General features: G+C 71.3%; 16 protein-coding genes. 12 read left to right on the forward strand and 4 right to left on the reverse strand.

Features of this window, described 5'->3' with window-relative positions; genetic code table 11:
- Window positions 1-8 precede the first annotated feature (8 nt).
- Both RC1_RS14905 and scpA read right to left on the reverse strand, forming a co-directional pair.
- Entirely contained in the window at window positions 9-1,292 is a 1,284-nt protein-coding gene (locus RC1_RS14905) for a DUF4097 family beta strand repeat-containing protein (RefSeq protein ID WP_184446445.1), read from the reverse strand.
- 189 nt (window positions 1,293-1,481) lie between these two features.
- Window positions 1,482-3,644 carry a methylmalonyl-CoA mutase gene (gene scpA / locus RC1_RS14910; protein WP_012568263.1) on the reverse strand — a complete coding sequence of 721 codons (2,163 nt, stop codon included), beginning with the start codon at window positions 3,642-3,644 and terminating at the stop codon, window positions 1,482-1,484.
- A gap of 291 nt (window positions 3,645-3,935) precedes the next feature.
- Between scpA and RC1_RS20285 the strand changes: the two genes are divergently transcribed.
- The 10 genes from RC1_RS20285 to RC1_RS14960 all read left to right on the forward strand — a co-directional run bounded on the left by RC1_RS20285 (window position 3,936) and on the right by RC1_RS14960 (window position 12,111).
- Window positions 3,936-4,370, forward strand: coding sequence for a ribbon-helix-helix domain-containing protein (locus RC1_RS20285; RefSeq protein ID WP_083759336.1), 435 nt, complete (start codon window positions 3,936-3,938; stop codon window positions 4,368-4,370).
- A gap of 214 nt (window positions 4,371-4,584) precedes the next feature.
- Window positions 4,585-5,235 (forward strand): uracil phosphoribosyltransferase, encoded by a 651-nt coding sequence (upp, locus tag RC1_RS14920; protein WP_012568265.1) that lies wholly within the window; start codon window positions 4,585-4,587, stop codon window positions 5,233-5,235.
- Window positions 5,236-5,325: 90 nt separating this feature from the next.
- Window positions 5,326-6,285 carry an alpha/beta fold hydrolase gene (locus tag RC1_RS14925; protein ID WP_012568266.1) on the forward strand — a complete coding sequence of 320 codons (960 nt, stop codon included), beginning with the start codon at window positions 5,326-5,328 and terminating at the stop codon, window positions 6,283-6,285.
- Window positions 6,286-6,602: 317 nt separating this feature from the next.
- The gene (locus RC1_RS14930) at window positions 6,603-7,664 is read left to right on the forward strand and encodes an amino acid ABC transporter substrate-binding protein (protein ID WP_012568267.1); all 1,062 of its coding nucleotides are present in this window, start codon (window positions 6,603-6,605) and stop codon (window positions 7,662-7,664) included.
- Between the two features lie 13 nt (window positions 7,665-7,677).
- Entirely contained in the window at window positions 7,678-8,868 is a 1,191-nt protein-coding gene (locus tag RC1_RS14935) for an amino acid ABC transporter permease (protein ID WP_012568268.1), read from the forward strand.
- Between the two features lies 1 nt (window position 8,869).
- Window positions 8,870-9,967, forward strand: coding sequence for an amino acid ABC transporter permease (locus tag RC1_RS14940; RefSeq protein WP_012568269.1), 1,098 nt, complete (start codon window positions 8,870-8,872; stop codon window positions 9,965-9,967).
- A gap of 73 nt (window positions 9,968-10,040) precedes the next feature.
- On the forward strand, window positions 10,041-10,814 hold the full coding sequence (locus RC1_RS14945) for an amino acid ABC transporter ATP-binding protein (protein WP_012568270.1): 774 nt from the start codon (window positions 10,041-10,043) through the stop codon (window positions 10,812-10,814).
- Between the two features lie 441 nt (window positions 10,815-11,255).
- Window positions 11,256-11,453 carry a hypothetical protein gene (locus tag RC1_RS14950; RefSeq protein ID WP_012568271.1) on the forward strand — a complete coding sequence of 66 codons (198 nt, stop codon included), beginning with the start codon at window positions 11,256-11,258 and terminating at the stop codon, window positions 11,451-11,453.
- Between the two features lie 96 nt (window positions 11,454-11,549).
- Window positions 11,550-11,813 (forward strand): BrnT family toxin, encoded by a 264-nt coding sequence (locus tag RC1_RS14955; protein WP_234703782.1) that lies wholly within the window; start codon window positions 11,550-11,552, stop codon window positions 11,811-11,813.
- Window positions 11,794-12,111: a BrnA antitoxin family protein gene (locus tag RC1_RS14960; protein ID WP_012568273.1), complete on the forward strand. Its 318-nt coding sequence runs from the start codon at window positions 11,794-11,796 to the stop codon at window positions 12,109-12,111. Before RC1_RS14955 ends, RC1_RS14960 begins: the two co-directional genes overlap by 20 nt.
- A 28-nt stretch (window positions 12,112-12,139) precedes the next feature.
- On the opposite strand, the gene RC1_RS14965 is transcribed toward RC1_RS14960, so the two are convergent.
- Window positions 12,140-13,114: an oxygenase MpaB family protein gene (locus RC1_RS14965; RefSeq protein ID WP_012568274.1), complete on the reverse strand. Its 975-nt coding sequence runs from the start codon at window positions 13,112-13,114 to the stop codon at window positions 12,140-12,142.
- A 239-nt stretch (window positions 13,115-13,353) separates the two neighbouring features.
- Here RC1_RS14965 and ggt point away from each other — a divergent pair, with 239 nt between their 5' ends.
- Together ggt and RC1_RS14975 are read left to right on the forward strand one after the other, a co-directional pair.
- Entirely contained in the window at window positions 13,354-15,144 is a 1,791-nt protein-coding gene (gene ggt / locus RC1_RS14970; protein WP_012568275.1) for a gamma-glutamyltransferase, read from the forward strand.
- Window positions 15,145-15,445: 301 nt separating this feature from the next.
- On the forward strand, window positions 15,446-23,008 hold the full coding sequence (locus tag RC1_RS14975) for a DUF4347 domain-containing protein (RefSeq protein WP_083759337.1): 7,563 nt from the start codon (window positions 15,446-15,448) through the stop codon (window positions 23,006-23,008).
- A gap of 84 nt (window positions 23,009-23,092) precedes the next feature.
- Here the strand turns inward: RC1_RS14975 and RC1_RS14980 are convergent, their stop codons facing one another.
- On the reverse strand, window positions 23,093-24,082 hold the full coding sequence (locus RC1_RS14980) for a 2-hydroxyacid dehydrogenase (RefSeq protein WP_012568277.1): 990 nt from the start codon (window positions 24,080-24,082) through the stop codon (window positions 23,093-23,095).
- Window positions 24,083-24,212 lie beyond the last annotated feature (130 nt).

Below are 24,212 nucleotides of genomic sequence, written 5' to 3' on the forward strand. Positions count from 1 at the left end.
TTCCGTGCTCAGTCGCTGCCGATGACGACGCTGCCGCGCCCGACGCGCTGCATGCGCGGTTCGCCGGTATGGTGCTCGATGTGGATGGAGCCGGTGCCGGCGTTGAAGATCACGGGGTCGTGGGCGGTGCCGCCGAAGCTGAAGTCCCCGGCGCCGGTGACGGCGACCTGGAAGGGGCTGGCGTCGCCGCCGCCGATCTGGACCCGGCCGGCGCCGGCGAAGGCCGTCTTAAGCGGCCCGTCCATGCGCCCCACGTCGATCTCGGCATAGCCGGGCAGGGCCAGCGTCAGCCCGTTCTCCACCCGGCTGAGGGAGACGCTGGCATGGCCCTTGACCTCCAGGGCGGCGCTGCCGGCGCGCTCCACCGACAGTTCGGCCGACCCCAGGGAGGCGAAGGTCAGGGCCCCCTCCACCCGGTTGACGGAGACGCTGCCGGACGCCAGAACGCGGATGTCGGCCGAGCGCACCCGCTCCAGCGAGACATCGCCCTGCTGCAGATCCACCGTCACGGCCCCGGCCTGCCGGCCGGTGAGCGACAGGTCGCCGGCGAAGCTGGCCAGCGTCAGGTCCGCCCCTTCGGGCAGGGTCAGGCGCACCCCCACCGGCGGGGCAGTGCCGCCGTTGCCGATCAGGGTCAGGGCGCCGTCGGTCACGTCGGTGCGCAGGCCCGAGGCGCCGTCATCCACCTCCACCCGCACCTTGTCGGTGCGGGTGGAGACCTCGACGGTGATGTCCCCGCGGACATCCACCAGCCGCACCCCGGCCGGGGCGGTGAAGCTGGCGGCCAGCCGGTCCTCCCCGTCGGAGGCGGACTTGCCCTGGGCGCCGGCGTCGTGCGTTCTCCACTCCCAGTTGCTGCTGCTGGTCCCGGCCTGCTGGCGGATCTGTTCGGCCTGCTGGCGGGCGGCCTCGGCCGCGCGGCGGATACTGTCGATGTCCACGCTGCGCAGCGCGTCCTGGACCGAGCGGGCGATCTGCTCGGGGTCGATGACGATGACGCCGGGGGCCGCCATGCTGGCCGCCGGCGGGGCCGGCCGGGCCGGGGGCGTGGGCGGTGTGGGCGGTGTGGGGGGTACGGGCGGTGTCGGGGCGATGTGCAGGGTGGCGCTGAGGCGGTGGTCGTCCGTCTCCGCCGGCGTGCCGACCAGCAGGCCCCAGCCGACGATGCCGGCCGTCACGGCCAGGGCCACGATGCCGCCGGCCGGGATGCCGGGGGTCAGGCGGGGGCGGGTCGGGGCGGATGGCGTCGCGGGCGACGACAGGGTGGCGTCCATGGGGCTGGTCCTGCGCATGGCCTGGAAATTCCCCTCATGATAGGCGACGCACGGCGCCTGTCTGCCGCCGTGACACGGGCGTTACAAAATTCGCGGCCGCGTTACACGGCCGGCTGCCGCGGTCCCGACCGGGGCAGAGGATGGCCCGGTACGCCCGCGGTCGCAAGAGCGACCGCGGGGTTTCTTCCCGGGAAGCGCCGGCGCCGCTTACGCCGCCACCTTGCGGCGGTCGCGCAGGATGCCCAGGATCTCCGCCGCGGCGCGCGGGATGTGCGTGCCCGGACCGAAGATCGCGGCGGCGCCGGACTCCAGCAGCATGTCGTAGTCCTGCGGCGGGATCACGCCGCCGCAGATCACCAGCACGTCGTCGGCGCCCTGCGCCCGCAAGGCAGCGACGAGCTGCGGCACCAGGGTCTTGTGCCCGGCCGCGAGGCTGGAGACGCCGACGATGTGGACATCGTTCTCCACCGCCTGCCGCGCCGCTTCCTCCGGGGTCTGGAACAGCGGCCCGACATCGACGTCGAAGCCGATGTCGGCGAAGGCGGTGGCGATCACCTTGGCGCCGCGGTCGTGCCCGTCCTGGCCCAGCTTGGCCACCAGCATGCGCGGCCGGCGGCCCTCCTCCGCGGCGAACTCCTCGACCTCGCGGCAGATCCGGGCAAAGCCCTCGTCACCGTCATAGGCGGCGCCGTAGACGCCGGAGACGCTGCGGATGATGGCGCGGTGGCGGGTGAAGACCTCCTCCAGCGCGTCGCTGATCTCGCCCACCGTGGCGCGGGCGCGCGCGGCCTCCACGGCCAGCGCCAGCAGGTTGCCGGACTTCTCCCGCGCCGCCGCGGTCAGGGCGGCCAGGGCGGCGCGCACGGCGGCCTCGTCGCGGGTCGCGCGGATGCGCTTCAGGCGGGCGATCTGGGCCTCGCGCACGACGGTGTTGTCGATGTCCAGCACCTCCACCCGGTCGGGGTTGGCGGGGCGGTACTTGTTGACGCCGACGATCACCTCCTCGCCGCGGTCGATGCGGGCCTGCCGGCGGGCGGCGGCCTCCTCGATCTTCAGCTTGGGCATGCCGGATTCCACGGCGCGGGTCATGCCGCCCAGCGCCTCGACCTCGTCGATCAGCTTGCGCGCCTCGGCGGCCAGGCTGTGGGTCAGGTGCTCGACATAGTAGCTGCCGCCCAGCGGATCGACGACGCGGGGGATGCCCGTCTCCTCGGCGATGATGAGCTGGGTGTTGCGGGCGATGCGGGCCGAGAACGGCGTCGGCAGGCCCAGCGCCTCGTCGAAGCTGTTGGTGTGCAGCGACTGCGTGCCGCCCAGGATGGCGGCCATCGCCTCGACCGTCGTGCGGACGATGTTGTTGTAAGGGTCCTGCTCGGTCAGCGAGACGCCGGAGGTCTGGCAGTGCGTGCGCAGCGCCAGCGAGCGCGGGTCCTTCGGCTGGAAGTGCGTCTGCATCAGCTCGGCCCAGAGCAGGCGCGCGGCGCGCAGCTTGGCGACCTCCATGAAGAAGTCCATGCCGATGCAGAAGAAGAAGGACAGGCGCGGCGCGAACCTGTCCACGTCCAGCCCCTTGGCCAGCGCGGCGCGCACATATTCCAGCCCGTCGGCCAGGGTGAAGGCCAGCTCCTGCACCGCCGTCGCCCCCGCCTCCTGCATGTGGTAGCCGGAGATCGAGATGCTGTTGAACTTCGGCATGTGGGTCGCGGTGTACTCGATGATGTCCGCGATGATCCGCATGCTGGGTTCGGGCGGATAGATGTAGGTGTTGCGGACCATGAACTCCTTGAGGATGTCGTTCTGGATGGTCCCCGAGAGCTTGGCCTGCGGCACGCCCTGTTCTTCCGCGGCCACGATGTACATGGCCATGATGGGCAGCACGGCGCCGTTCATGGTCATGGACACCGACATCCGGTCCAGCGGGATGTCGTCGAAGAGGATCTTCATGTCCTCGACCGAATCGATGGCGACGCCGGCCTTGCCCACGTCACCGACGACGCGCGGATGGTCGCTGTCGTAGCCGCGGTGCGTGGCCAGATCGAAGGCGACCGAAAGCCCCATTTGCCCGGCTTTCAGATTCGCCTTGTAGAATGCGTTCGATTCTTCCGCCGTGGAGAATCCAGCATACTGGCGTATGGTCCAGGGCTTGACGGTGTACATCGTCGCGCGCGGACCGCGCGTGTAGGGGGGGAAGCCGGGCAGCCCGGCATCCTCCAGGGCTTCGAGATCGGCTGCCGTGTAGAGGGGTTTGATGGCTATGCCTTCCGGCGTCGCGCTGACCAGACTGTCCAACGGGCGCCCCTCTTCGCGGGACAGGTCCTTGGCGGCCAGGGTTTCCCAATCGGCGATAGTCTTCGGCGGGAAGACGGACATCACGGCAGCTCCTCGACACCCGCGCGTCACCACGCGGCTATGCACCAAGGAACAGGGCGGCCGGGACGCGCGGGGGCGCCACTATAGTCCCGGCCGCATCGGCTTGTCACGGCACCCCGCCCCCCGGCCCGCGCTCCGCATGGCCGTCATGTGCGCTCCGGGACGCTGCCGGAAGGTCGGTTTTCCAAGAAAACCGCCATGGTTTACGAGAAATGTTGCCTCATACTAGTGAAGGCCATATGATAGGCTTAAATCTACAGTTAATAGAACAGAGTTTGCGGATTTCTCGTCATGGCAGCAAAGCGGCGCCCTTCGGCCCATCCTGACGCCCTCGCCCCCGACGCCATGCGGTCGATCTGCAAGAACGTCACGGTCGCCGGCCGCCGCACGAGCGTGCGGATGGAGCCGATCATGTGGCAGTGCCTTGAGGAAATCTGCCGGCGGGAGGGGCGGACGGTCCATGAGATCGTCACCCTGATCGACCGTCTGCGCGGTGACGGCGGCCTCACGGCGGCGTTGCGCATCTTCCTGGTCGGCTACCTGCAACAGGCGGCCAGCCGCTCGGCCGGGCTGCTGTCCGCGGCCGGGGCTGCTGCCGGGCCGCGGCCGGCGCCGCACCCGATCCTGGGGATGTCCGAAGAAGCGGCCGGATACAATCCCGGTGCCCGCCGCTACAGCCCCGCCTTCGAGGATGCGATCCGCATCTTCGACACGCTGGACGACTGACGGATCGGTATTTTTTCTTTAACCCCTGGTTGTATTCTTCCGGCGGCCGCCCGTTCTTCCGACGGGGGTCCCCAGGCCAGTCCCGGTCCCGGTCCCGGTCCCGGTCCTGCGCGCGACCTGCGCGCGACCTGCGCGTCCTCTCGCCGCGCGTCCCCTCCCCGTGTGCGCCCGGATGCGCTAGGGTGCGCCGATCCCGACGTGAACGGCCCGGTCCATGCGAACCCATCCCGATTTTCCGAACCTCTTCATCCTCGACCACCCGCTGATCCAGCACAAGCTCTCCCACATGCGGGACCGGCAGCGCTCGACCATGGGCTTCCGCCAGCTCCTGAAGGAGATCGCGCTGCTCATGGGCTACGAGATCACGCGCGACCTGCCGCTCACCACCGAAGCGATCGAGACGCCGCTCTGCACGATGGATGCGCCGGTCATCGAGGGCAAGAAGCTGGCGATCGTGCCGATCCTGCGGGCCGGCCTGATCATGGCGGAAGGCCTGCTGGAGCTGGTGCCGGCAGCGCGCGAGGGGCATATCGGCCTCTACCGCGACCACGACACCAAGATGCCGGTGGAATATCTGGTGAAGCTGCCCGATCCGGCGGGCCGCCGCTTCATCCTGGTCGATCCCATGCTCGCCACCGGCAATTCGGCCGTGCATGCGGTGGACGTGCTGAACCGGAACGGCGTGCTGGACGCGCAGATCCGGTTCATGGCGCTCGTCGCCGCGCCCGAGGGGGTGCGCACCTTCCATGCCGCGCATCCCACGGTGCCGGTCTTCACCGCGGGGCTGGACAGCCACCTGAACCCCAACGCCTACATCGTCCCCGGCCTGGGCGATGCCGGCGACCGGCTGTTCGGCACGAAGTAGGCCGCCGGCCCGGGCCGACGCTTCTCCTTGCGTCCCGCGGGGGACCTGCGGCACACCTGCAGCCGGCATGCCCCCACGGGAAGAGGCTCCATGAAGCGCGTCCTGCTCGGATTTCTGGCCTTCGTCCTGCTGATCGTCGCGGCCACGGCGGTCTGGCTCTACACCCCCGACCTGCCGCGGGAGGAGGTGGAGGCGCTCTATCTCCGCGACCCGGGCGACTACCGCGAGATCGCCGGCCAGCGGCTGCATGTCCGGGTGGAGGGCGAGGGTCCGGCCGTCGTGCTGATCCACGGCTTCGGCTCCAGCCTGCTGACATGGGACGCCTGGGCCCGGGATCTGGCGACGGACCACCGGGTGGTCCGCTTCGACCTGCCCGGCCACGGCCTCTCCGGCCCCGCCCCGGACGACGATTACGGCATCGACCGCAGCGTCGCGCTGATCGGCGCCCTGCTGGACGCGCTGGGGCTGGAGCGCGCCACCCTGGTGGGCAACTCCCTGGGCGGGCTGGCCGCCTGGCGTTTCGCCGCTGCCCGTCCGGACCGGGTGGAGAAGCTGGTGCTGATCGCCGCCGGCGGTTTCGTGCCGCCCGGGGCCGCCTACGGCCAGCGGATCGAGGTGCCGCCCGCGTTCCGGGCGATGCGCTCTGTCCTGCCGGAATCCATGGTGCGCGCCAGCCTCGCCAGCATGTACGGCGATCCCGCCCGGCTGGACCCGGAGACGGTGCGCCGCTACTGGACCATGATGCGGGCGCCGGGCGTGCGCGACGCCCTGGTCCGGCGGCTGGAGGATTTCACGACCGAGGACCCGGTGCCGCTGCTGGCCCGCATCCCGGCGCCGACCCTGGTGATGTGGGGCGCCCGCGATGTCATGGTCCCGGCGACCGACGCCGCCCGCTTCGCCGGCGCGCTGCCGGACGCGCGGGTGGTGATCTGGCCGGATCTGGGCCATGTCCCGATGGAAGAGGCGCCGGAGCGGACCCTGGCGGACCTGCGCGCGTTCCTGGCAGGGGTGCCGGTGGGAACCGCCCCCGCCGCGGTGCCCGCACCCTGAGCCCACGGGGGCGGGTCATCGCTGGTCTTGACCGTCCCGCCGGAGGCGGGTCCGGGTCATTGCGGGCCCCGACCGGCCCGCCGGAGACGGGTCCGGTCATTGCGGGCCCCGACCGGTCCGCCGGAGGCGGGGCCGGGTCATTGCGGGCCCCGGCCGGTCCGCCGGAGGCGGGTCCGGTCATTGCGGGACTGTACCGCACCCGCAAACCCTGTTTAGACTGCGCGCCGACCGGCCGGGCCGTGGTTTTCCATCCCGTCCGCACTGTAAAGAACAACAAACCGTCCCGCAGGGGGCCATTCAGCTTGGGGAACGTGATCATGACCCTTCGCCGTCTCCTTCCGCCGCGTCCGGGGGCCACGCTGCGCCTCGCCGCCGTCGCGCTGGCGCTGGCCGCCGGACTGACCGCCGCCGGCGGGGCCTCGGCGCAGCAGTCCACCCTGGACCAGATCAAGCAGCGCGGCGTGCTGCGCTGCGGCGTGAACACCGGCCTCGCCGGTTTCAGCACTCCGGACAGCCAGGGCCGCTGGACCGGCCTGGACGTCGATGTCTGCAAGGCGATCGCCGCCGCCGCGCTGGGCGATGCCGGCAAGGTCCATTACGCCCCGCTGTCGGCGCAGCAACGGCTGACGGCGTTGCAGTCGGGCGAGGTGGACATCCTCTCGCGCAACACGACCTGGAGCCTGTCGCGCGACACCCAGGGCATGAATTTCGGCCCCGTCGTCTATTATGACGGCCAGGGCTTCATGGTGCCGAAGGCGCTGGGCGTGACCAGCGCCAAGCAGCTCGACGGCGCCACCGTCTGCGTGCAGACCGGCACCACGACCGAGCTGAACCTCGCCGACTACTTCGCCGCCAACCGGATGAGCTTCAAGCCGGTGGTGATCGAGTCCTTCGACGAGGTGGTGGCCGCCTTCTTCTCCGGCCGCTGCGATGTCTTCACCACGGACGGCAGCCAGCTCGCCAGCGTGCGCGCGGTCAGCGCCGCCGCCCCGGACGACTACGTGATCCTGCCGGAGATCATCTCCAAGGAACCGCTGGCCCCGGTGGTGCGCCACGGCGACGACCAGTGGTTCGACATCGTGAAGTGGACCGTCTACGCCCTGCTGGAGGCGGAGGAGAAGGGCATCACCGCCGCCAACGTGGACGAGAAGAAGAAGAGCGCCGATCCCACCGTGCAGCGCCTGCTGGGCGTGCAGCCCGGCATGGGGCAGTCCCTGGGCCTGGACGACGCCTGGGCCTACCGGGCGATCAAGGCCGTGGGCAACTACGGCGAGGTCTTCGAGCGCAATGTCGGCAAGGCCACGCCGCTGCGCCTGGAGCGCGGCCTGAACGCGCTGTGGACGAACGGCGGCCTGATGTACGCCCCCCCGGTCCGCTGAACGGGGCGGGACCGTGACCTCATCGGCTCCGCGTGATGCCGCCGCGCCGCCGGTGCGGCGGCGGCTGTCGTTGAACGACCCCTTCGTCCGTGCCGTGCTGTGGCAGGCCGGGGTGGCCCTGCTGCTGGGGCTCGTGGCCTGGTATCTGGTCTCCAACACGATGGAGAACCTCGCCCGGCAGGCCGTCGCCACCGGCTACGGATTCCTGGACATGCCCGCCGGCTTCCATGTCGGGGAGGCGCCGATCCCCTATTCCCCGACCGACACCTACGGCCGGGCCTTCCTGGTCGGCATCCTGAACACGCTGAAGGTGGCGGCCATCGGCATCGTGCTGGCCACCGTGCTGGGCGTGCTGCTGGGCATCGCCCGGCTGTCGGGCAACTGGCTGGTGGCGAAGCTGTCGGCCGGCTATGTCGAGGTGGTGCGCAACGTGCCGCTGCTGCTGCAGCTCTTCCTCTGGTACGGGCTGCTGACGGAGGCGCTGCCGGGGCCGCGGCAGGCGCTGGAGCCGGTGCCGGGTGTCTTCCTCTCCAACCGGGGCCTGAAGCTGCCGGCCCCGGGCGAGGGCGGCGGCTGGGAGCTGGCGCTCTACGCGCTGCTGGCCGGCATCGCGCTGACGGTCGCTCTGTCGTTCTGGAACCGGCGGCGGCAGGCGGCCACGGGCCGGCGCCTGCCCATGGGGACCATCGGCACCGGGCTGGTGGCGGGGCTGCCGGCGCTGGTGCTGCTGGCGCTGGGCGCCCCGCTGGACGTGCCCGAGCTGCGCGGCTTCAACTTCGCCGGCGGCGCCACGCTGACGCCGGAGCTGTCGGCGCTGCTGTTCGGGCTGGTCGCCTACACCGCCGCCTTCATCGGGGAGATCGTGCGCAGCGGCATCCTGGCGGTGCCGCAGGGCCAGACCGAGGCGGCCCGCGCCCTGGGCCTGTCGGGCGGGCAGACGATGCGGCTGGTGGTGCTGCCGCAGGCGCTGCGGGTGATCGTGCCGCCGACCACCAGCCAGTACCTGAACCTGACCAAGAACAGTTCGCTGGCGGTGGCGATCGGCTATCCCGACTTCGTCTCCATCGTGAACACGACGATCAACCAGACCGGCCAGGCGCTCGAAGGCGTGGCCGCCGTCATGGCCGTGTACCTGACGATCAGCATCGCGCTGTCGCTGCTGATGAACTGGTACAACGCCCGGATCGCGCTGAAGGAGCGGTGAGATGACCCAGGAGCATGCCGCCGCCCCGGTCGCGCCGCCCCGGCCGCCGCGGTCCGGTCCCCTGGCCTGGATGCGGGCCAACCTGTTCTCCACCTGGTACAACGCGCTGCTGACCCTGCTCGTGCTCTGGGTGGCGGCGCAGGCGCTCCCGGGCGTCATCGCCTGGGCCCTGCGCGACGCCGTCTGGATCGCGGACGACGCCGCGGCCTGCCGGCAGGCGGGCGGGGCCTGCTGGGCCTTCATCGCGGAGAAGGCCCGCTTCATCCTGTTCGGCACCTATCCCTACCAGCAGCACTGGCGGCCCGCGGTCGCCATGCTGGCGGTGATCGCCATGCTGCTGGCCTCGGCCGACCGCCGGCTCTGGGGCCGGCCGCTGCTGCTGGTCTGGGGCCTGGGGCTGGGCGTCGCGGGCGCGCTCATGTTCGGCGGCTTCGCCGGGCTGGACTACGTGCCGACGGCGCGCTGGGGCGGTCTGCCGCTGACGCTGGCGCTGGCCGTCGTCGGGCTGGCCGTGGCCTTCCCCTTCAGCATCCTGCTGGCGCTGGGCCGCACCGGCGACCTGCCCGTGGTGAAGGCGATCTGCGTCGTCTACATCGAGGCGGTGCGCGGGGTGCCGCTGATCAGCATCCTGTTCATGGCCAGCGTGATGTTCCCGCTGTTCCTGCCGCAGGGCGTGACGGTGGACAAGCTGCTGCGGGCGCAGGTCGGGCTGATCCTGTTCGCCGCCGCCTATCTGGCCGAGGTGGTGCGCGGCGGCCTGCAGGCCATCCCCAAGGGCCAGTACGAGGCTGCCGCAGCACTCGGGCTCAGCTACTGGCAGCGGACCCGGCTGATCATCCTGCCCCAGGCGCTGGGTCTGGTGATCCCGCCGCTGGTCAACACCTTCATCGGTTTCTTCAAGGACACCAGCCTTGTCATCATCATCGGGCTGATGGACCTGCTGTCCACGGCCAAGACGGCGCTGACCGACCCGGCCTGGCGCGGCTTCTACAAGGAGGCCTACCTGTTCGTGGCCGCGATCTACTTCACCTTCTGCTTCGCCCTGTCGCGCTACAGCATGCATCTGGAGCGCACCTTCTCGCAGGGGCGCAGGCGGTGACGGGTTCCCCTGCCGCCGCCCCTGCCGCCTCTTCCGTTTCCCGCCGAGCCGACACCGTACCGGAGCCGCCCCGATGACCGCCCTTCCGACCCCCGTCACCCTGGCCCCCGGCGAGCCGATCATCGAGCTGCGCGGCGTCAACAAGTGGTACGGGGACTTCCATGTCCTGCGCGACATCGACCTGACCGTGACCAAGGGCGAGCGCATCGTCATCTGCGGCCCCTCGGGATCGGGCAAGTCCACCCTGATCCGCTGCATCAACCGGCTGGAGGAGCATCAGGCCGGCCGCATCGTCGTGGACGGGATCGAGCTGTCCAACGACGTGCGCAACATCGAGGCGATCCGCCGCGACGTCGGCATGGTGTTCCAGCAGTTCAACCTGTTCCCGCACCTGACGGTGCTGGAGAACTGCACCCTCGCCCCGGTCTGGGTGAAGAAGACCCCGCGCGCCGAGGCCGAGGCTGCGGCCCTGCGCTATCTGGAGCGGGTGCGCATCCCCGAGCAGGCGGCCAAGTTCCCCGGCCAGCTTTCCGGCGGGCAGCAGCAGCGCGTCGCCATCGCCCGCGCGCTCTGCATGAACCCCAACATCCTGCTGTTCGACGAGCCGACCAGCGCGCTCGACCCCGAGATGGTGAAGGAGGTGCTGGACGTGATGACCGACCTCGCCCAGGGCGGCATCACCATGCTGGTGGTGACGCACGAGATGGGCTTCGCCCGGCAGGTCGCCGACCGCGTGATCTTCATGGACCGCGGCGAGATCGTGGAACAGGCCCCGCCGGAGGAGTTCTTCGCCAACCCGAAGAACGAGCGCACCCGCCTGTTCCTGGGCCAGATCCTCAGCCACTGACATCTCGCCACTGACGCGGGGCAGGGGGCGTCCGCCCGTCTGCCGCCCGTCTGCCGCCCGTCTGCCGCCACCACCCGGCGGGACCGGGACGGGCGCACCCGTCCCGGCTGTGCGAGTTCCGGGAAGTGACCGTGGCTCCCCCTCCGCCCTTCCGGATGGTTACCGGAGAGTAAAACCCTCATCCTCCTGCGGTTTTGTCTTCCGCGGGCCGGCATAGTATTGAAGGGAGGGCGGCCCTGTCCGGGCATGGAAATGCTGCACTGCGGCCGTCCGCTGGCGCTGCCCCGGATTTCATCCGCAGAACTTCACATCGGGGACATGCGCCTGTCATGCGGCACGGGCATGGTGCCGGCGACGGCACGGGGGGACGTCCGGGGGGCGGGGGCCGCCGGTCCCGGGGGCATGAGTCCAGGGGGGCACACGAGCCCAGGGAGCACGAGCATGGAACGCGAACCGACCCTCTCCGAGATGCTGGACGACCCGCTGGTGCGGCTCGTGATGGCGCGCGACGGCGTCCACCCGGACGAGGTCCGGACCCTGATCGCCGCCACCACCGCCCGTCTCGCCGCCGCCCGCCTCGCCGCCGCCCGTGCCGCGGCGGAGCCGGCCACGCCCGCCGCCTCCGGACTCGCCGCCTGACGGCCCTGCGGTTGACTCCGCGGGGTTACGTAAATACATTTCCGTCAATACGACGGGGTGGCGGACCGCGGCGGGATGCGCTGGACATGGGATTCTGTGAAGGCGCGCCGGAACCTGCGGGTTCACAGGGTTTCATTCGAACTGGCGGCGGTCGCCCTGGGGGATCCCCATCTGGCGACACAGCCCGACCCGCATCCCGACGGCGACCGCTGGACCACGCTGGCCGGTATCGCCGGGGTGGTTCTCTTCATCGTCCATACCTGGCCCGATGAGGATGATCCCGATCCCGTCGGCCGCATCATCTCCGCCCGGCGGGCGACATCGCATGAGAGACGGGCCTATGAAGAAGGACAGGGCTGACGCTGCCCCCGCGGCGCCCGCTGCCGATCTCCCGGACCCGCTCCGGGACCAGATCCGGGCGCTCGCGGCCCTGCGGGACGAGGAGATCGACCTGACGGAGATGCCGGAGGTCCACGACTGGTCCCGGGCGCGGCGCGGCCCGCCGTCGCTGTACCGCCCCGTCAAGGAGGTGGTGACGATCCGGCTGGATGCCGACGTGCTGCACTGGTTCCGCGACCACGCCGCCGGCGGGCGGGGCTATCAGACGCGCATCAACGCCGCCCTGCGCGCCTACATGGACCAGCACCGCACCGACTGACCGGCGGGCGTTCCGGGCGGCTCGCCCCCTACAGCCGGTCCCGCCCGATCCAGAGGCGGTTGAGGGTGCGGGTGCCGAGGTCGGGGGCGGGGCGGCCGTCCAGGCGGGCGCGCGCCTCCTGGTAGGGGGCGACGAAGCGCAGCCGCCCGGGCAGCCGCGGATAGCTGCGCCGCACCCGGTCCAGCGCCCGCTCCGCCCGCTCGCGCGTCCGCGCGTCGGGCACCAGCCCGAAGCCGTGCGCCAGCCGCTCCGGCAGCAGCACGGCGGTCACGTCCAGCAACCATCGCGGCGTCCGCAGCCAGGGCCGGCGGCCGCGGAACAGGCTCTCCGCGACATGCCGCGCTTCCGGCGTCACCGTCAGCAGCGGCCCGTCCCAGGCGGCGCGGCAGCCGGCCTGGAACGCCTCCCAGTCGGGCGGCAGGTCCTCCGCCCGGATGCCGAACAGCCGCGCCAGCCGGCGCTGCTCCCGCCAGTACAGGTCCCGGCGCTCCGCCGGCAGCGGCGGCAGCACCCGGTCGTGGACCAGCAGCGCCGTGTCCGCCAGGGTGGCATGCACCCAGGCCAGCGCCGCCGGATCGTTCGCCCGGTAGGGCGAGCCGGCGGCGAACGGCCCCGCCGCCCCGGGCAGCCGGCCGGTCACGGCCGCGTGCCGCCGGTGCAGCCGCCGGGCCGCGGCCTCCGCCTGGGCCACGCTGCCGAACACCAGGGCGAAGACGATGCCGAAGGTGCGGTGGAAGCGGCCCAGCGGGTCGTCCAGCGCCACCGAATGCGCCGCCACCCCCGCCGCCACCCACGGGTGCGCCAGTTGCAGCAGCAGCGCGCGGCCCGCCCCCAGGAACAGCAGCGCCTCCCGGTCCACCTGCCAGAGCGCGCCGTCGGGGTCGAACAGGCCGGCGGGATCGCCCGGCCCCTCCGCCACCGATGCGCGCAGCAGCGCCTCCAGGTCCGCCGCCGTGACGGGACCGGAGTCGGGACCGGAGGGGGGTGGACGGTCGGGCGGCATGGTTTCCCGTGGCAAGGGTCTGCCAGCAAGGATGGGGCCGGCCGCGCCGCCGTCCACCGGCCGGGGCCGGCGCATCGGGGGAAGGCTCCGCCGCCAGCCTCCCCCTGTGGCGCCCGGCCGGTCGCGCCCGGCCGGTCGCGCCTGGCTGGTCGCGGGCGGCGGAAGGGGGCATACAGGAAGGGACCGGAGGCCCCGGCGTCCGGAAAGCAAGAGACGATGAACGGGAAGGCGCAACGACGATGCTCGAATTTCTGGCGAGGCCGCGGCGCGCGGCGTTTCTGGTCCTGACCCTGGCGGCGGGGCTGGCGCTCACGGCGGCCGCGACGGCGGCGGACGCGCCCGTGGCCCAGCCGGGCCGCGGCGACCGGCTGGTCGGACCCAACTTCCAGGGCCGCAGCGAGATCATCGCCCGCAACGGCATGGCCGCCACCAGCCAGCCGCTGGCGACCCAGGTCGCGCTGGACATCCTGAAGGAAGGCGGCAGCGCCGTGGACGCGGCCATCGCCGCCAACGCCGCGCTGGGCCTGATGGAGCCGACCGGCAACGGCATGGGCGGCGACCTGTTCGCCCTGGTCTGGGACCCGAAGGAGGGGAAGCTCTACGGCTACAACGGCTCCGGCCGGTCGCCGCGCGGCCAGACGCTGGAACAGCTCAAGGCGCGGCTGGGCGGCCGCGACAGCATCCCCGGCTTCGGCAGCCTGCCGGTCACCGTGCCGGGGGCGGTGGACGGCTGGTTCGCGCTGCACGGCCGTTTCGGCCGGCTGCCGATGGAGCAGGTGCTGGCCCCCGCCATCCGCTACGCGCGCGAAGGTTTCCCGCTGTCGCCCTTCATCGCCCAGGGCTGGGCGCGCAACGTCGCCCGGCTGGCCGCGCAGCCGGACGTGGAGGAGACGGAGAACATGCTCCGCACCTTCACCCGCGACGGCAGGCCGCCCGTGGCCGGGCAGATGTGGAACAACCCCGATCTGGCGGACACGCTGGAAACGGTGGCGAAGGGCGGGCGCGACGCCTTCTACAAGGGTCCCGTCGCCCGCACCATCGACGCCTACATGAAGCGCATCGGCGGCGCCCTGCGGTATGAGGACTTCGCGGCCCACCAGGGCGCCTGGGTCGAGCCGGTCAGCACCTCCTACCGCGGCTACGACGTCTGGCAGATCCCGCCCAACGGCCAGGGCCTTGCCGTGCTGCAGATGCTGAACATCCTGGAGGGCTACGACCTCAAGGCCATGGGCCACAACTCGGCCGACGCCATCCATGTGATGGTGGAGGCGAAGAAACTGGCCTTCGCCGACCGCGCCCGCTACTACGCCGACCCCGATTTCGCCGCCATCCCGCTGAAGACCCTGGTTTCCAAGGATTATGCCCAGGAGCGCCGCGGCCTGATCCGGATGGACCGGGCGGCGACGGAGGTGCCGGCCGGCCGCATGCCGGAAAGCCACGACACCATCTACCTGACCACGGCCGACAAGGACGGCATGATGGTCAGCCTGATCCAGTCCAACTACCGCGGCATGGGCTCCGGCCTCGTGCCGGACGGGCTGGGCTTCATGCTGCAGGACCGCGGCGAGCAGTTCAGCCTGGAGCCCGGCCACCCCAACGTCTACGCGCCGGGCAAGCGGCCCTTCCACACCATCATCCCCGGCTTCGTCACGAAGGACGGCAGGCCCTGGCTGGCCTACGGCGTCATGGGCGGGGCGATGCAGCCGCAGGGGCACGTTCAGGTGCTGGTGAACATGATCGACTTCGGCATGAACGTGCAGGCCGCGGGCGACGCCGCCCGCTGGCAGCACGACGGCAGCCCGGAGCCGGTCAGCGGCCCGGCCGCGGCCATGACCGACGGCGGCGACCTGTGGCTGGAGGGCGGCATCGACCCGGCCGTGCTGGCGGAGCTGAAGCGCCGCGGCCATGACGTCTCCGTCCGCCCCGGCACCCATTACGGCAGCTACGAGGCGATCCAGCGCGATCCGGTGATGGGCGTCTATCGCGGCGCCACGGAGATGCGGGTGGACGGCCACGCGGCGGGGTACTGAGGCGGCGGCGTGGAATACGCCCTGGCCGGCCCGGGCGCCAGGGGGGCGCCAGGGGGGGCGCAGCGGCGGCAGGGGGCAAGGGTGGAAACGCCCCCCTCCGAAGGACGGCGCCCGCCTTCCCTTGCGGCCGGGCAAGTCATATGACCGATGGGATGAGTGTTCAATGAAACAGGGGGGCTTGTCACAATATACGACCAGAATGGGAATTCCGGATAGTTTTCAGGCCTGATATAGTTCGTGCGGGGGGGTGGTTTCTTGCCGGAGCCGCCACCGAAGCGATAACCCGTCCGGGAATTCCATCATGCGCATGGTCACTGGTTCCCTCGAAGCCCTCCACACCCAGGAAGGGCGCCTGACGCACGCCCTTGACCCGCTGCCGCCCCCCCTCGACGGATCATCGCTTTCCATGGACCTCTCCGGCATCGGGACGGAACCCGGCCGGACGGAGATCGTCTTCATCGACACGGGCGTGACGGACTGGCAGGTCCTGCGCGACGCCGTGAAGCCGGGGGTGGAGGTCGTGCTGATCGACCCCGCCCGCGACGGCCTGACCCAGATCGCGGACGCGCTGGCCGGCCGCACAGGCATCGACGCCATCCACATCATCAGCCACGGCGATGACGGGCGGCTGACACTCGGCAACGCGATGCTCAGCCCTGAGGGGCTGGAGGCGCGCGGCGACCAGCTCGCCGCCATCGGCTCGGCGCTCGATGCGGACGGCGACATCCTGCTCTACGGCTGCGACCTGGGCGCCGGGACGGAGGGCGACGCCCTGCTGGCGGCGCTGGCCCGCGGCACCGGGGCGGACGTCGCCGCCTCCACCGACGCCACGGGCGGCACCGCCGCCGGGGCCGACTGGGACCTGGAGAAGAGCGTGGGGGAGGTCGGCACCGTCTCCGTGCTGACCGCCGCGGCGGACGCTTACGGCCACCAACTCGCGGCGACGACGCTCAGCCCCGGTGACATCGCCATCATCGGCGCCAACATGGACACCGGGACCTACGCCAACACCTTCGCCTTCGTCGTGCTGCGCGACATCGGCTCGGGCACCGCCATCCACTTCACCGATGCCGGCATCGATTCCAATGGCGTCTTCACGGTCAATGCCTCGAACGAAGGGCACATGACCTGGACGACGCCGAGCGACATCGCGGCCGGCAGCGTCTTCATGGTCACGGGGTCCACCTCCGGCACCGCAACGATGACGGACGAGGCGGGCAACGCCGTCACCGGCGTCAGCGGCAGCATCGGCGGCACATCGGGCACCTGGAACAGCAACGGCGATCAGGTCTTCGTCTACCAGGGCACCGCGGGCACCGTGTCCGGCGCCACCTTCATCTTCGCCTTCAACAGCGGGCAGACCGCTTCCAACTATCCGAGCAACGGTTCCTGGGCGACCAGCGACAACACCGACCAGCGGGTCTCCTACGCCCCGCCGGGTCTGGATGCCAAGTATCAGGTCGTCCTGACCGGCACGGCCGTAACGGGATCGACCGTCGGCGGCATTCCCTACGGCTATGACAATCTGCGCTACAGCGGGACGACGACGGGCGACGCGGCCAGCCTGCTGGCCGCCATCACCGACCGCACGAACTGGATCGGCACCGACGCGGCGAACTACGACTTCGTGACGGACTTCCCCAACTTCACCATCGCCGACCAGACTCCGCCCTCGGTTCAGAACATCATCCTGGACGGCGCCCCGGCCGGGAATGCCGCCTCGATCAGCTACATCGTCACCTTCAGCGAAAGCGTGACGGGGGTCGATGACGCGGACTTCACCCTGACGACCACCGGCACCGCCGCCGGCACCATCGCCAGCGTCACCGGCTCCGGCAGCAGCTACACCGTTACCGTCAACGGCATCAGCGGCGCCGGCACGCTGCGGCTGGACCTGAACGGCAGCGGCACCGGCATCCTGGACGGCGGCGCCAACGCCATCGCCGCCGGCTACACCACGGGCACGATCCACACGGTGGATCAGGTGGCGCCGTCGGTGCAGGGCATCGCCGTTGACGGCACCCCGGCGGAGAATGCCAGCTCCATCGACTACACCGTCACCTTCAGCGAGGCCGTGACGGGGGTCGATACCACGGATTTCAGCCTGACGGCGACCGGCACGGCCGGCGGCAGCATCGCCAGCATCGTCGGCTCCGGCACCACCTATACCGTCACGGTGAACAGCCTCAGCGGCGACGGCACGCTGCGGCTGGACCTCAAGGGCAGCGGCACCGGCATCAAGGACGGCGGTTCCAACGACATCTCGGGCGGCTTCACCACCGGCGGCACCCATACCGTTGATCTGGCCGGGCCGGCCTTCACTTCCGGCACCACCGCCTCGGTGGCGGAGAATGCGACGGCCGTGCAGACGCTGGCGGCCACGGACACGACCGGCCCTGTCACCTATTTCATCGTCGGCGGGGCCGATAAGGACCTGTTCAGCCTGACGGGCGCCGATCTCGCCTTCACGGCGGCGCCGGATTTCGAAACCCCGCAGGACACGGGCGACACCGCCGGCAACAACACCTACGTCGTCACGGTCCGCGCCGCCGACGCGATCGGCAACACGACGGACCGGACGATCACCGTCACCGTGACGGACGCGAACGAGGCGCCGACCGATCTGGCGATCAGCGCCAGCAGCATCGCCGCCGGCAAAACGGGCATGGTCAACGCGGTGGGGACGCTGACCGGCACCGATCCGGATGCGGGGGACACCCTGACCTGGTCGCTCGCCAGCGGCACCGGCGACACCGGCAACGGCAACTTCGACATCTTCGAGGACGAACTGCTCACCCCCATGCCCGTGGACCCGGGCGTCTATTCGATCCGTGTCCGCGCGACCGACGCCGGCGGCCTGACCTACGACGAGGTGCTGAGCATCACCGTCACCCCGGACATGCCGGAGACGCCTGACCTGTCGGCCGCCAGCGACACCGGCGTGAGCAACAGCGACAACCTGACCAGCGCCACCAGCCTGACCTTCACCGGCGGCGATGCGTATCTCGGCGCCACCGTGCGCGTCTTCCATGACGCCAACAACAACGGCAGCTATGACGTGGGCGAGGCGACCGGCACCGCCACCGCCAACGCCAATCGCTCCTGGTCGGTGACGGTCGATGCCTCCGGCATCGCGGACGGCAGCCATAACTTCCGCTCCATGCAGACCGCCGGCGGCCTGGACAGCGCCGCCTCGGCCCCCCTGGCGGTGACGATCGACCGCACGGCCCCCACCGTCAGCACGGTGACGCCCGGTACGACGACGGTGACGGAGGCGACGGTCGCCGGCGGCAGCTTCACCGTGGCGGTGACCTTCGACTCGGAGATGGACACCGGCACGGCGCCGACCCTGACCTTCGCCGACCCGGCGGCGGCGGGGCTGGCCTTCGCGTCGGGCGCCTGGAGCAACAGCGACAAGACCTACACGGCGACCTACACCGTGACCGACACGGATGCCGAGATCGACGGCATCGACATCCAGGTCTCCGGCGCCAAGGACCTGGCCGGCAACACCCTGGCCGCGACCCACACGGCGACGGACGCCTTCGCCATCGACACCAAGGCGCCGGCCGCCCCCGCCAGCGCACCGGACCTCGCGGTGGGGTCCGACAGCGGCAGCAGCAGCAGCGACGACATCACCAACGCCACGACGGTGACCATCACCGGCAGCGATGCCGAGGCCAACGCCACCGTCACGCTCTATGCGGGCGGCGTCTCGCTGGGCACCGTCACGGCGGACGGCAGCGGCGCCTACAGCTTCAAGAACATCGATGTCAGCAGCCTTTCCGGCGCGGTCGTCTTCACCGTTTCCCAGGAGGACGAGGCCGGGAACGGGAGCGACGACTCCGCCGGCCTGACCGTCACCTTCGACCGCACGGCGCCGGCCTTCCAGCCGGGCTCCTCCACCCCGGCCGACAACGCCACCGGCATCAGCCCGGGCAATGCCATCCAGTTCAAGTTCGCGGAAGTGGTGCAGCGCGGTGCCGCCGGCACGCTGGTCCTGACGGGCGATTCCGGCGGGCCGCGCACGATCGCCTTCGACAGCACGCAGCTCTCCGGCTTCGGGACCGACACGATCACGCTGGACCCCGGCGCCGCCCTGGACGTGAACACCACCTATTCGGTGGCCTGGAGCGCCGGTTTCTTCACCGATGCGGCCGGCAACGCCGTCGCCGCCATCGCGGACGGCACGACCTTCAATTTCGAGACGGCGCCCGCGCCGGTCATCACCGGCTTCGACAAGACCGCCACCTATGGCGAGAACGCCCTGAACAGCGCCGCCGTGGTGCTGGACGGGGACGCCATCGTGAGCGACGCCAGCGGTGACTGGGACGGCGGCTACCTCCGGCTCAGCTACGGCAGCGGCGGCACGACGTCCGACGTGATCACCCTGGTGGATGGCGCGTTGTTCACCATCGACGGCAACCAGATCAAGAACGACGCCGACGTCTACGGCACCATCGATGCCTCGCTGAACGGCGGTGCCGGGAACGGTCTGAAGATCGCGCTGACGGCTCTGGCGAACGACGCCATCGTCACCGACATCCTCCAGTCCATCCGGTATCAGAATACCTCCGACACCCCGGCCGAAACCCGGACGCTCGCGCTCGCGCTCAAGAACGAGGGCGGGTACGAGACGACCATCACCCGCACGGTCACCATCACGGCGGAGAACGACGCCCCCACCCTGGGCACCCAGGCCCGCAGCCTGACCGGCGTGCTGGAGGACGTGGCGACGGGGGACAACACGGGCACCACCGTCGCCGACCTGCTGGCCTCGGGCAGCGGCACCGTGACCGATCCCGACGGCGACACGCCGGGCATCGCCGTGACGGCGGCCAGCAGCACGGACGGCACCTGGCAGTACAAGGTCGGGGCGGGGAGCTGGACCGCCTTCGGCAGCCCCGCCGAGGGGACGGCCCGGCTTCTGGGGCCGACCGACCTCGTGCGCTTCGTGCCGAACGCGGATTTCAGCGGCACCGGCACCGGCCTCACCTTCCGGGCCTGGGACGGCAGCAGCGGTACGGCCGGCGGCACCGCCGACACCACCGGGGCGGGCACCGGCACCTCCGCCTTCTCCGCCGCGACCGCCTCGGCCAGCATCACGGTCACGGCCGTGAACGACGCCCCCTCCACCCCCACGGACAGCGACGCCGCGAAGGACAGCGTGGCCGAAGGGGCGGCCGCGGGGGCCACGGTGGGCATCACCGCCACGGCCACCGATCCCGAGAGCGGCACCATCACCTGGAGCCTGACGGACGATGCCGGCGGGCGCTTCCAGATCGACGCCAGCACGGGCGTGGTGACGGTGAAGGACGCCAGCCTGATCGACTATGAGACGGCGACCAGCCACGACATCACCGTGAAGGCCACGGACAACGGCAGCCCCGCCCAGTCCAGCACCCAGACCTTCACCATCGCCGTCACCAACGCCGCCCCGACCGCCATCACCGACAGCGATGCCGCCACCACCATGGCGCCGGAAGGGGCCGCGGCCGGCACGGCCATCGGCCTCACCGCGAAGGGCAGCGATCCCGGCGGCGGCAGCCTGACCTACAGCCTGACCGACGATGCCGGCGGCCGCTTCCAGATCGACGACACCACGGGCGTGGTGACGGTGCTGGACGGCAGCCTGCTGGACATCGACCTGGCGGCCAGCCACACCATCACCGTGAAGGCGCAGGATGCGGGCGGCCTCTCCACCACCCAGACCTTCAAGGTCGCGGTCGGTAACGTGGCGCCCGGCACCTGGACCGACCAGAACGCCGCCGACAACAAGGTGACGGAAGGCGCGGCCGCCGGCACGGCCGTCGGCATCACCGCCAGGGCGGTCGATCCCGGTACGGGCACGGTGACCTACACCCTGTCCGACGATGCCGGCGGGCGCTTCCAGATCGACGCCAGCACGGGCGTGGTGACGGTGAAGGACGGCAGCCTGATCGACTATGAGACGGCCACCAGCCACACCATCACCGTGACGGGCACGGACGCCCAGGGTGCCAGCAGCACCCAGGCCTATACCATCGACCTCGTGAACGCCGCCCCGACCGGGATCAGCGACGGCAACGCCGCCGCCAACACGGTGCAGGAGAAGTCGGCGACCGGCACGGCCGTGGGGCTCACCGCGGTGGGGGCCGATCCCGGCGGCGGCAGCCTGACCTACAGCCTGACCGACGATGCCGGCGGGCGCTTCCAGATCAACGCCGGCACCGGCGTGGTGACGGTGAAGGACGGGAGCCTGCTGAGCGTTGCCGGGGCGACCAGCCATTCGATCACCGTGCAGGTCACCGACAAGGGCGGGCTGACCGCCTCGCAGAACTTCACGATCGCGGTGACCCAGGCTCCCGATCCGGAGACGCCGCCGCCTCCGCCGCCGCCTGTGGTGGTGATCCCGCCGGCACCGCCGCCGCCGCCGCTGCCGCCGCCGCCGCCGCCGACCCCGGTGCTGCCGGCGCCGCCGCCGGTGGTTCCGACGACGGTGACGGCCACGGAGGACGGGGTGTCGGTGGGCCGCGGCAGCGGCAGCGACAGCCTGACCGGGCGGCCGGTGGAGCAGGTCGTGGTGGCGCCGGTTCCGACCAGCCGCCAGGATGTCAGCGGCACGCCGACGGCGAACGCGGACATCCGGCTGGGCGGCAGCAGCAGTGCGCCTGTCCTGGTGGCGACGCTGCCGGTGGGGGTCGGGCTGCAGGCCTCGGGGGCGACGACGCTGACCCTGGCGGAACTCTCCGCGGCGGCGGGGGTGGAGGCCGGGCGCATCCAGGCGGCCGGCACGGTATCGACCGGCACGGTCGATCTGGCGGGCCTGTCGACGGTGCTGCCCGGGAGCACGCCGGTGACGCTGCGGACGGTGACGCCGACGCTGACGGCGGGCAGCACGACACCGCCCGGTCAGCCGATCCTCCTCTCGGTGCCGACCTCGACCGACACGTCGGGGATGGTCACGGCGGTGGTGATCGATGGCCGCTCGCTGCCGTCGGGGACGAACATCGAACTGCGCGACGTTGACTATGCGGTTGTGACGGGCAGCGTGTTCGTGACCGGGGGCACCGGGTCGAACGTGGTGATCGGGGACGATGCGCGGCAGTACATCCGGCTCGGCCCGGACGACGACACGCTGCGCGGCGGCGGCGGCGACGACACGGTGGGGTCGGGGGAGGGCCGCGACCTGCTCTACGGCGACGAGGGCAATGACAGCGTGTTCGGCGGGGAGGGGTATGACCGTCTCTCCGGCGGGACGGGGGACGACACGATCGACGGCGGCTCGGGGGTCGATGTCGTCCGCATCGAGGCGGCGCGCTCGGCGGTGACGCTGGAGGCGACGGGACCCTGGGGCGTGCGGCTGAGCGGGGCGGCAACGGGCACGGACGTGGCCAGCGGGGTCGAGCTGATCCGGTTCGACGACCAGGTGGTCTATGTCACCCTGCCGGTGCGCTTCGAGGCGGTGCAGCCGGACGGCGGCGGGGCGTTCGACGAGGCCTTCTACCTCGCCCAGTGGGCGGACGTGCGGGCCGCGGTGGCGGACGGCCGGTTCCAGAGCGGCCTGGAGCACTATCTGGCGTTCGGTCAGGCCGAGGGGCGCGACCCGACCCCGCTGTTCGACGAGGAGGCGTACCTGGCCCGCTGGGCCGACGTGCGCGTCGCGGTGGAGGCCGGGCAGTTCCACTCGGGCTACGAGCACTATCTGGCGTTCGGCTGGCGCGAGGACCGCGATCCCTCCGCCTGGTTCGACCTGTCGGCCTATCTGCAGCGCAACCCCGATGTCGCCGACGCCGGCATCGATCCCCTGCGCCACTGGCTCGTCTGGGGCATCGGCGAAGACCGCATCGCCACCGCCGCAGACACCGGCCTCTGGCTCGCCTGACGGGCTCGCCCGACCCGAGACCAAGGGGCGCCCCGCACGCCGGGGCGCCCCCTGCAGAACTACCCCCCGTCAGAACTCCCCCCGTCAGAACTCCGTCGTGATGACGCGGTCGGGCGGGGGGTGGCCGTCCACGAAGGTCTTCACGTTGACGATGACCTTCTCCCCCATGTCCACGCGGCTCTCATAGGTGGCGCTGCCCAGGTGCGGCAGCAGCACCACGTTGTCCAGCTTCAGCAGCTTGGGGTCCACGTCCGGTTCCTGCTCGAACACGTCCAGGCCGGCCCCGGCGATCTCGCGCCGTTGCAGCATGCCGGCCAGCGTGCCCTCGTCGATGGCCTCGCCGCGGCTGGTGTTCACGACGATGGCGCTGGGCTTCAGCAGCTTCAGCCGGCGCGCGTTCAGCAGGTGGTAGGTCGCCGGCGTGCGCGGGCAGTTGATGGACACGATGTCCACCCGCGCCAGCATCTGGTCCAGGCTCTCCCAGTAGGTCGCGTCCAGCTCGGCCTCGATCTCCGGGTGGACGCGGCGGCGGTTGTGGTAGTGGATCGAGAGGCCGAAGCCGCGGGCGCGGCGGGCCAGCGCCTGACCGATCCGGCCCATGCCGACGATGCCCAGCCGCTTGCCGCCCAGGCGCGAGCCCAGCATGTTCGTCGGCCCCCAGCCGGTCCAGCGGCCCGAGCGGACCAGCCGTTCCCCCTCCGTCAGCCGGCGGGCCACGGCCAGGATCAGGGCCATGGTCATGTCGGCCGTGTCCTCGGTCAGCACGCCCGGCGTGTTCGTCACGCTGATGCCGCGCTCGCGCGCCGCCTTCAGGTCGATATGGTCCACGCCGTTGCCGAAATTGGCGATCAGCTTCAGCCGCGGGCCGGCGGCGGCGATCACCTCGGCGTCGATGCGGTCGGTGACGGTGGGGACCAGCACGTCGGCCTGCGCCGCGGCATCCAGGAGATGCTCGCGGGTCAGGGGCGTATCGTCCAGGTTCAGCCGCGTCTCGAACAGCTCCATCATCCGGGTCTCGATGACGTCGGGCAGCTTGCGCGTGACGATGACCAGCGGGCGCTTGCGATCCGGCATGGCGCGGCTTCCTTCCCTGGGGGCCCTGTCCTGCCCGCCCTGTGCTGCGGGCGCCGCCCCCCGGCGGCCCCGCCCCGGGCGGCGGCATGGAAGTATCAGCGGCGGCGGCGGATTGTCCAGGCGGCGCGCG

Source organism: Rhodospirillum centenum SW (genome assembly GCF_000016185.1).
Taxonomy (GTDB): domain Bacteria; phylum Pseudomonadota; class Alphaproteobacteria; order Azospirillales; family Azospirillaceae; genus Rhodocista; species Rhodocista centena.

Bases quoted from the DNA above. Each gene is read 5' to 3' on its own strand.
- RC1_RS14930 (WP_012568267.1), top strand. From the start codon at position 6,603: ATGACCCTTCGCCGTCTCCTTCCGCCGCGTCCGGGGGCCACGCTGCGC.
- scpA (WP_012568263.1), bottom strand. From the start codon at position 3,644: ATGTCCGTCTTCCCGCCGAAGACTATCGCCGATTGGGAAACCCTGGCC.
- RC1_RS14950 (WP_012568271.1), top strand. From the start codon at position 11,256: ATGGAACGCGAACCGACCCTCTCCGAGATGCTGGACGACCCGCTGGTG.
- RC1_RS14960 (WP_012568273.1), top strand. From the start codon at position 11,794: ATGAAGAAGGACAGGGCTGACGCTGCCCCCGCGGCGCCCGCTGCCGAT.
- RC1_RS14940 (WP_012568269.1), top strand. From the start codon at position 8,870: ATGACCCAGGAGCATGCCGCCGCCCCGGTCGCGCCGCCCCGGCCGCCG.
- RC1_RS14980 (WP_012568277.1), bottom strand. From the start codon at position 24,082: ATGCCGGATCGCAAGCGCCCGCTGGTCATCGTCACGCGCAAGCTGCCC.
- upp (WP_012568265.1), top strand. From the start codon at position 4,585: ATGCGAACCCATCCCGATTTTCCGAACCTCTTCATCCTCGACCACCCG.
- RC1_RS14905 (WP_184446445.1), bottom strand. From the start codon at position 1,292: ATGCGCAGGACCAGCCCCATGGACGCCACCCTGTCGTCGCCCGCGACG.
- RC1_RS14975 (WP_083759337.1), top strand. From the start codon at position 15,446: ATGCGCATGGTCACTGGTTCCCTCGAAGCCCTCCACACCCAGGAAGGG.
- ggt (WP_012568275.1), top strand. From the start codon at position 13,354: ATGCTCGAATTTCTGGCGAGGCCGCGGCGCGCGGCGTTTCTGGTCCTG.
- RC1_RS20285 (WP_083759336.1), top strand. From the start codon at position 3,936: ATGGCAGCAAAGCGGCGCCCTTCGGCCCATCCTGACGCCCTCGCCCCC.
- RC1_RS14945 (WP_012568270.1), top strand. From the start codon at position 10,041: ATGACCGCCCTTCCGACCCCCGTCACCCTGGCCCCCGGCGAGCCGATC.
- RC1_RS14965 (WP_012568274.1), bottom strand. From the start codon at position 13,114: ATGCCGCCCGACCGTCCACCCCCCTCCGGTCCCGACTCCGGTCCCGTC.
- RC1_RS14925 (WP_012568266.1), top strand. From the start codon at position 5,326: ATGAAGCGCGTCCTGCTCGGATTTCTGGCCTTCGTCCTGCTGATCGTC.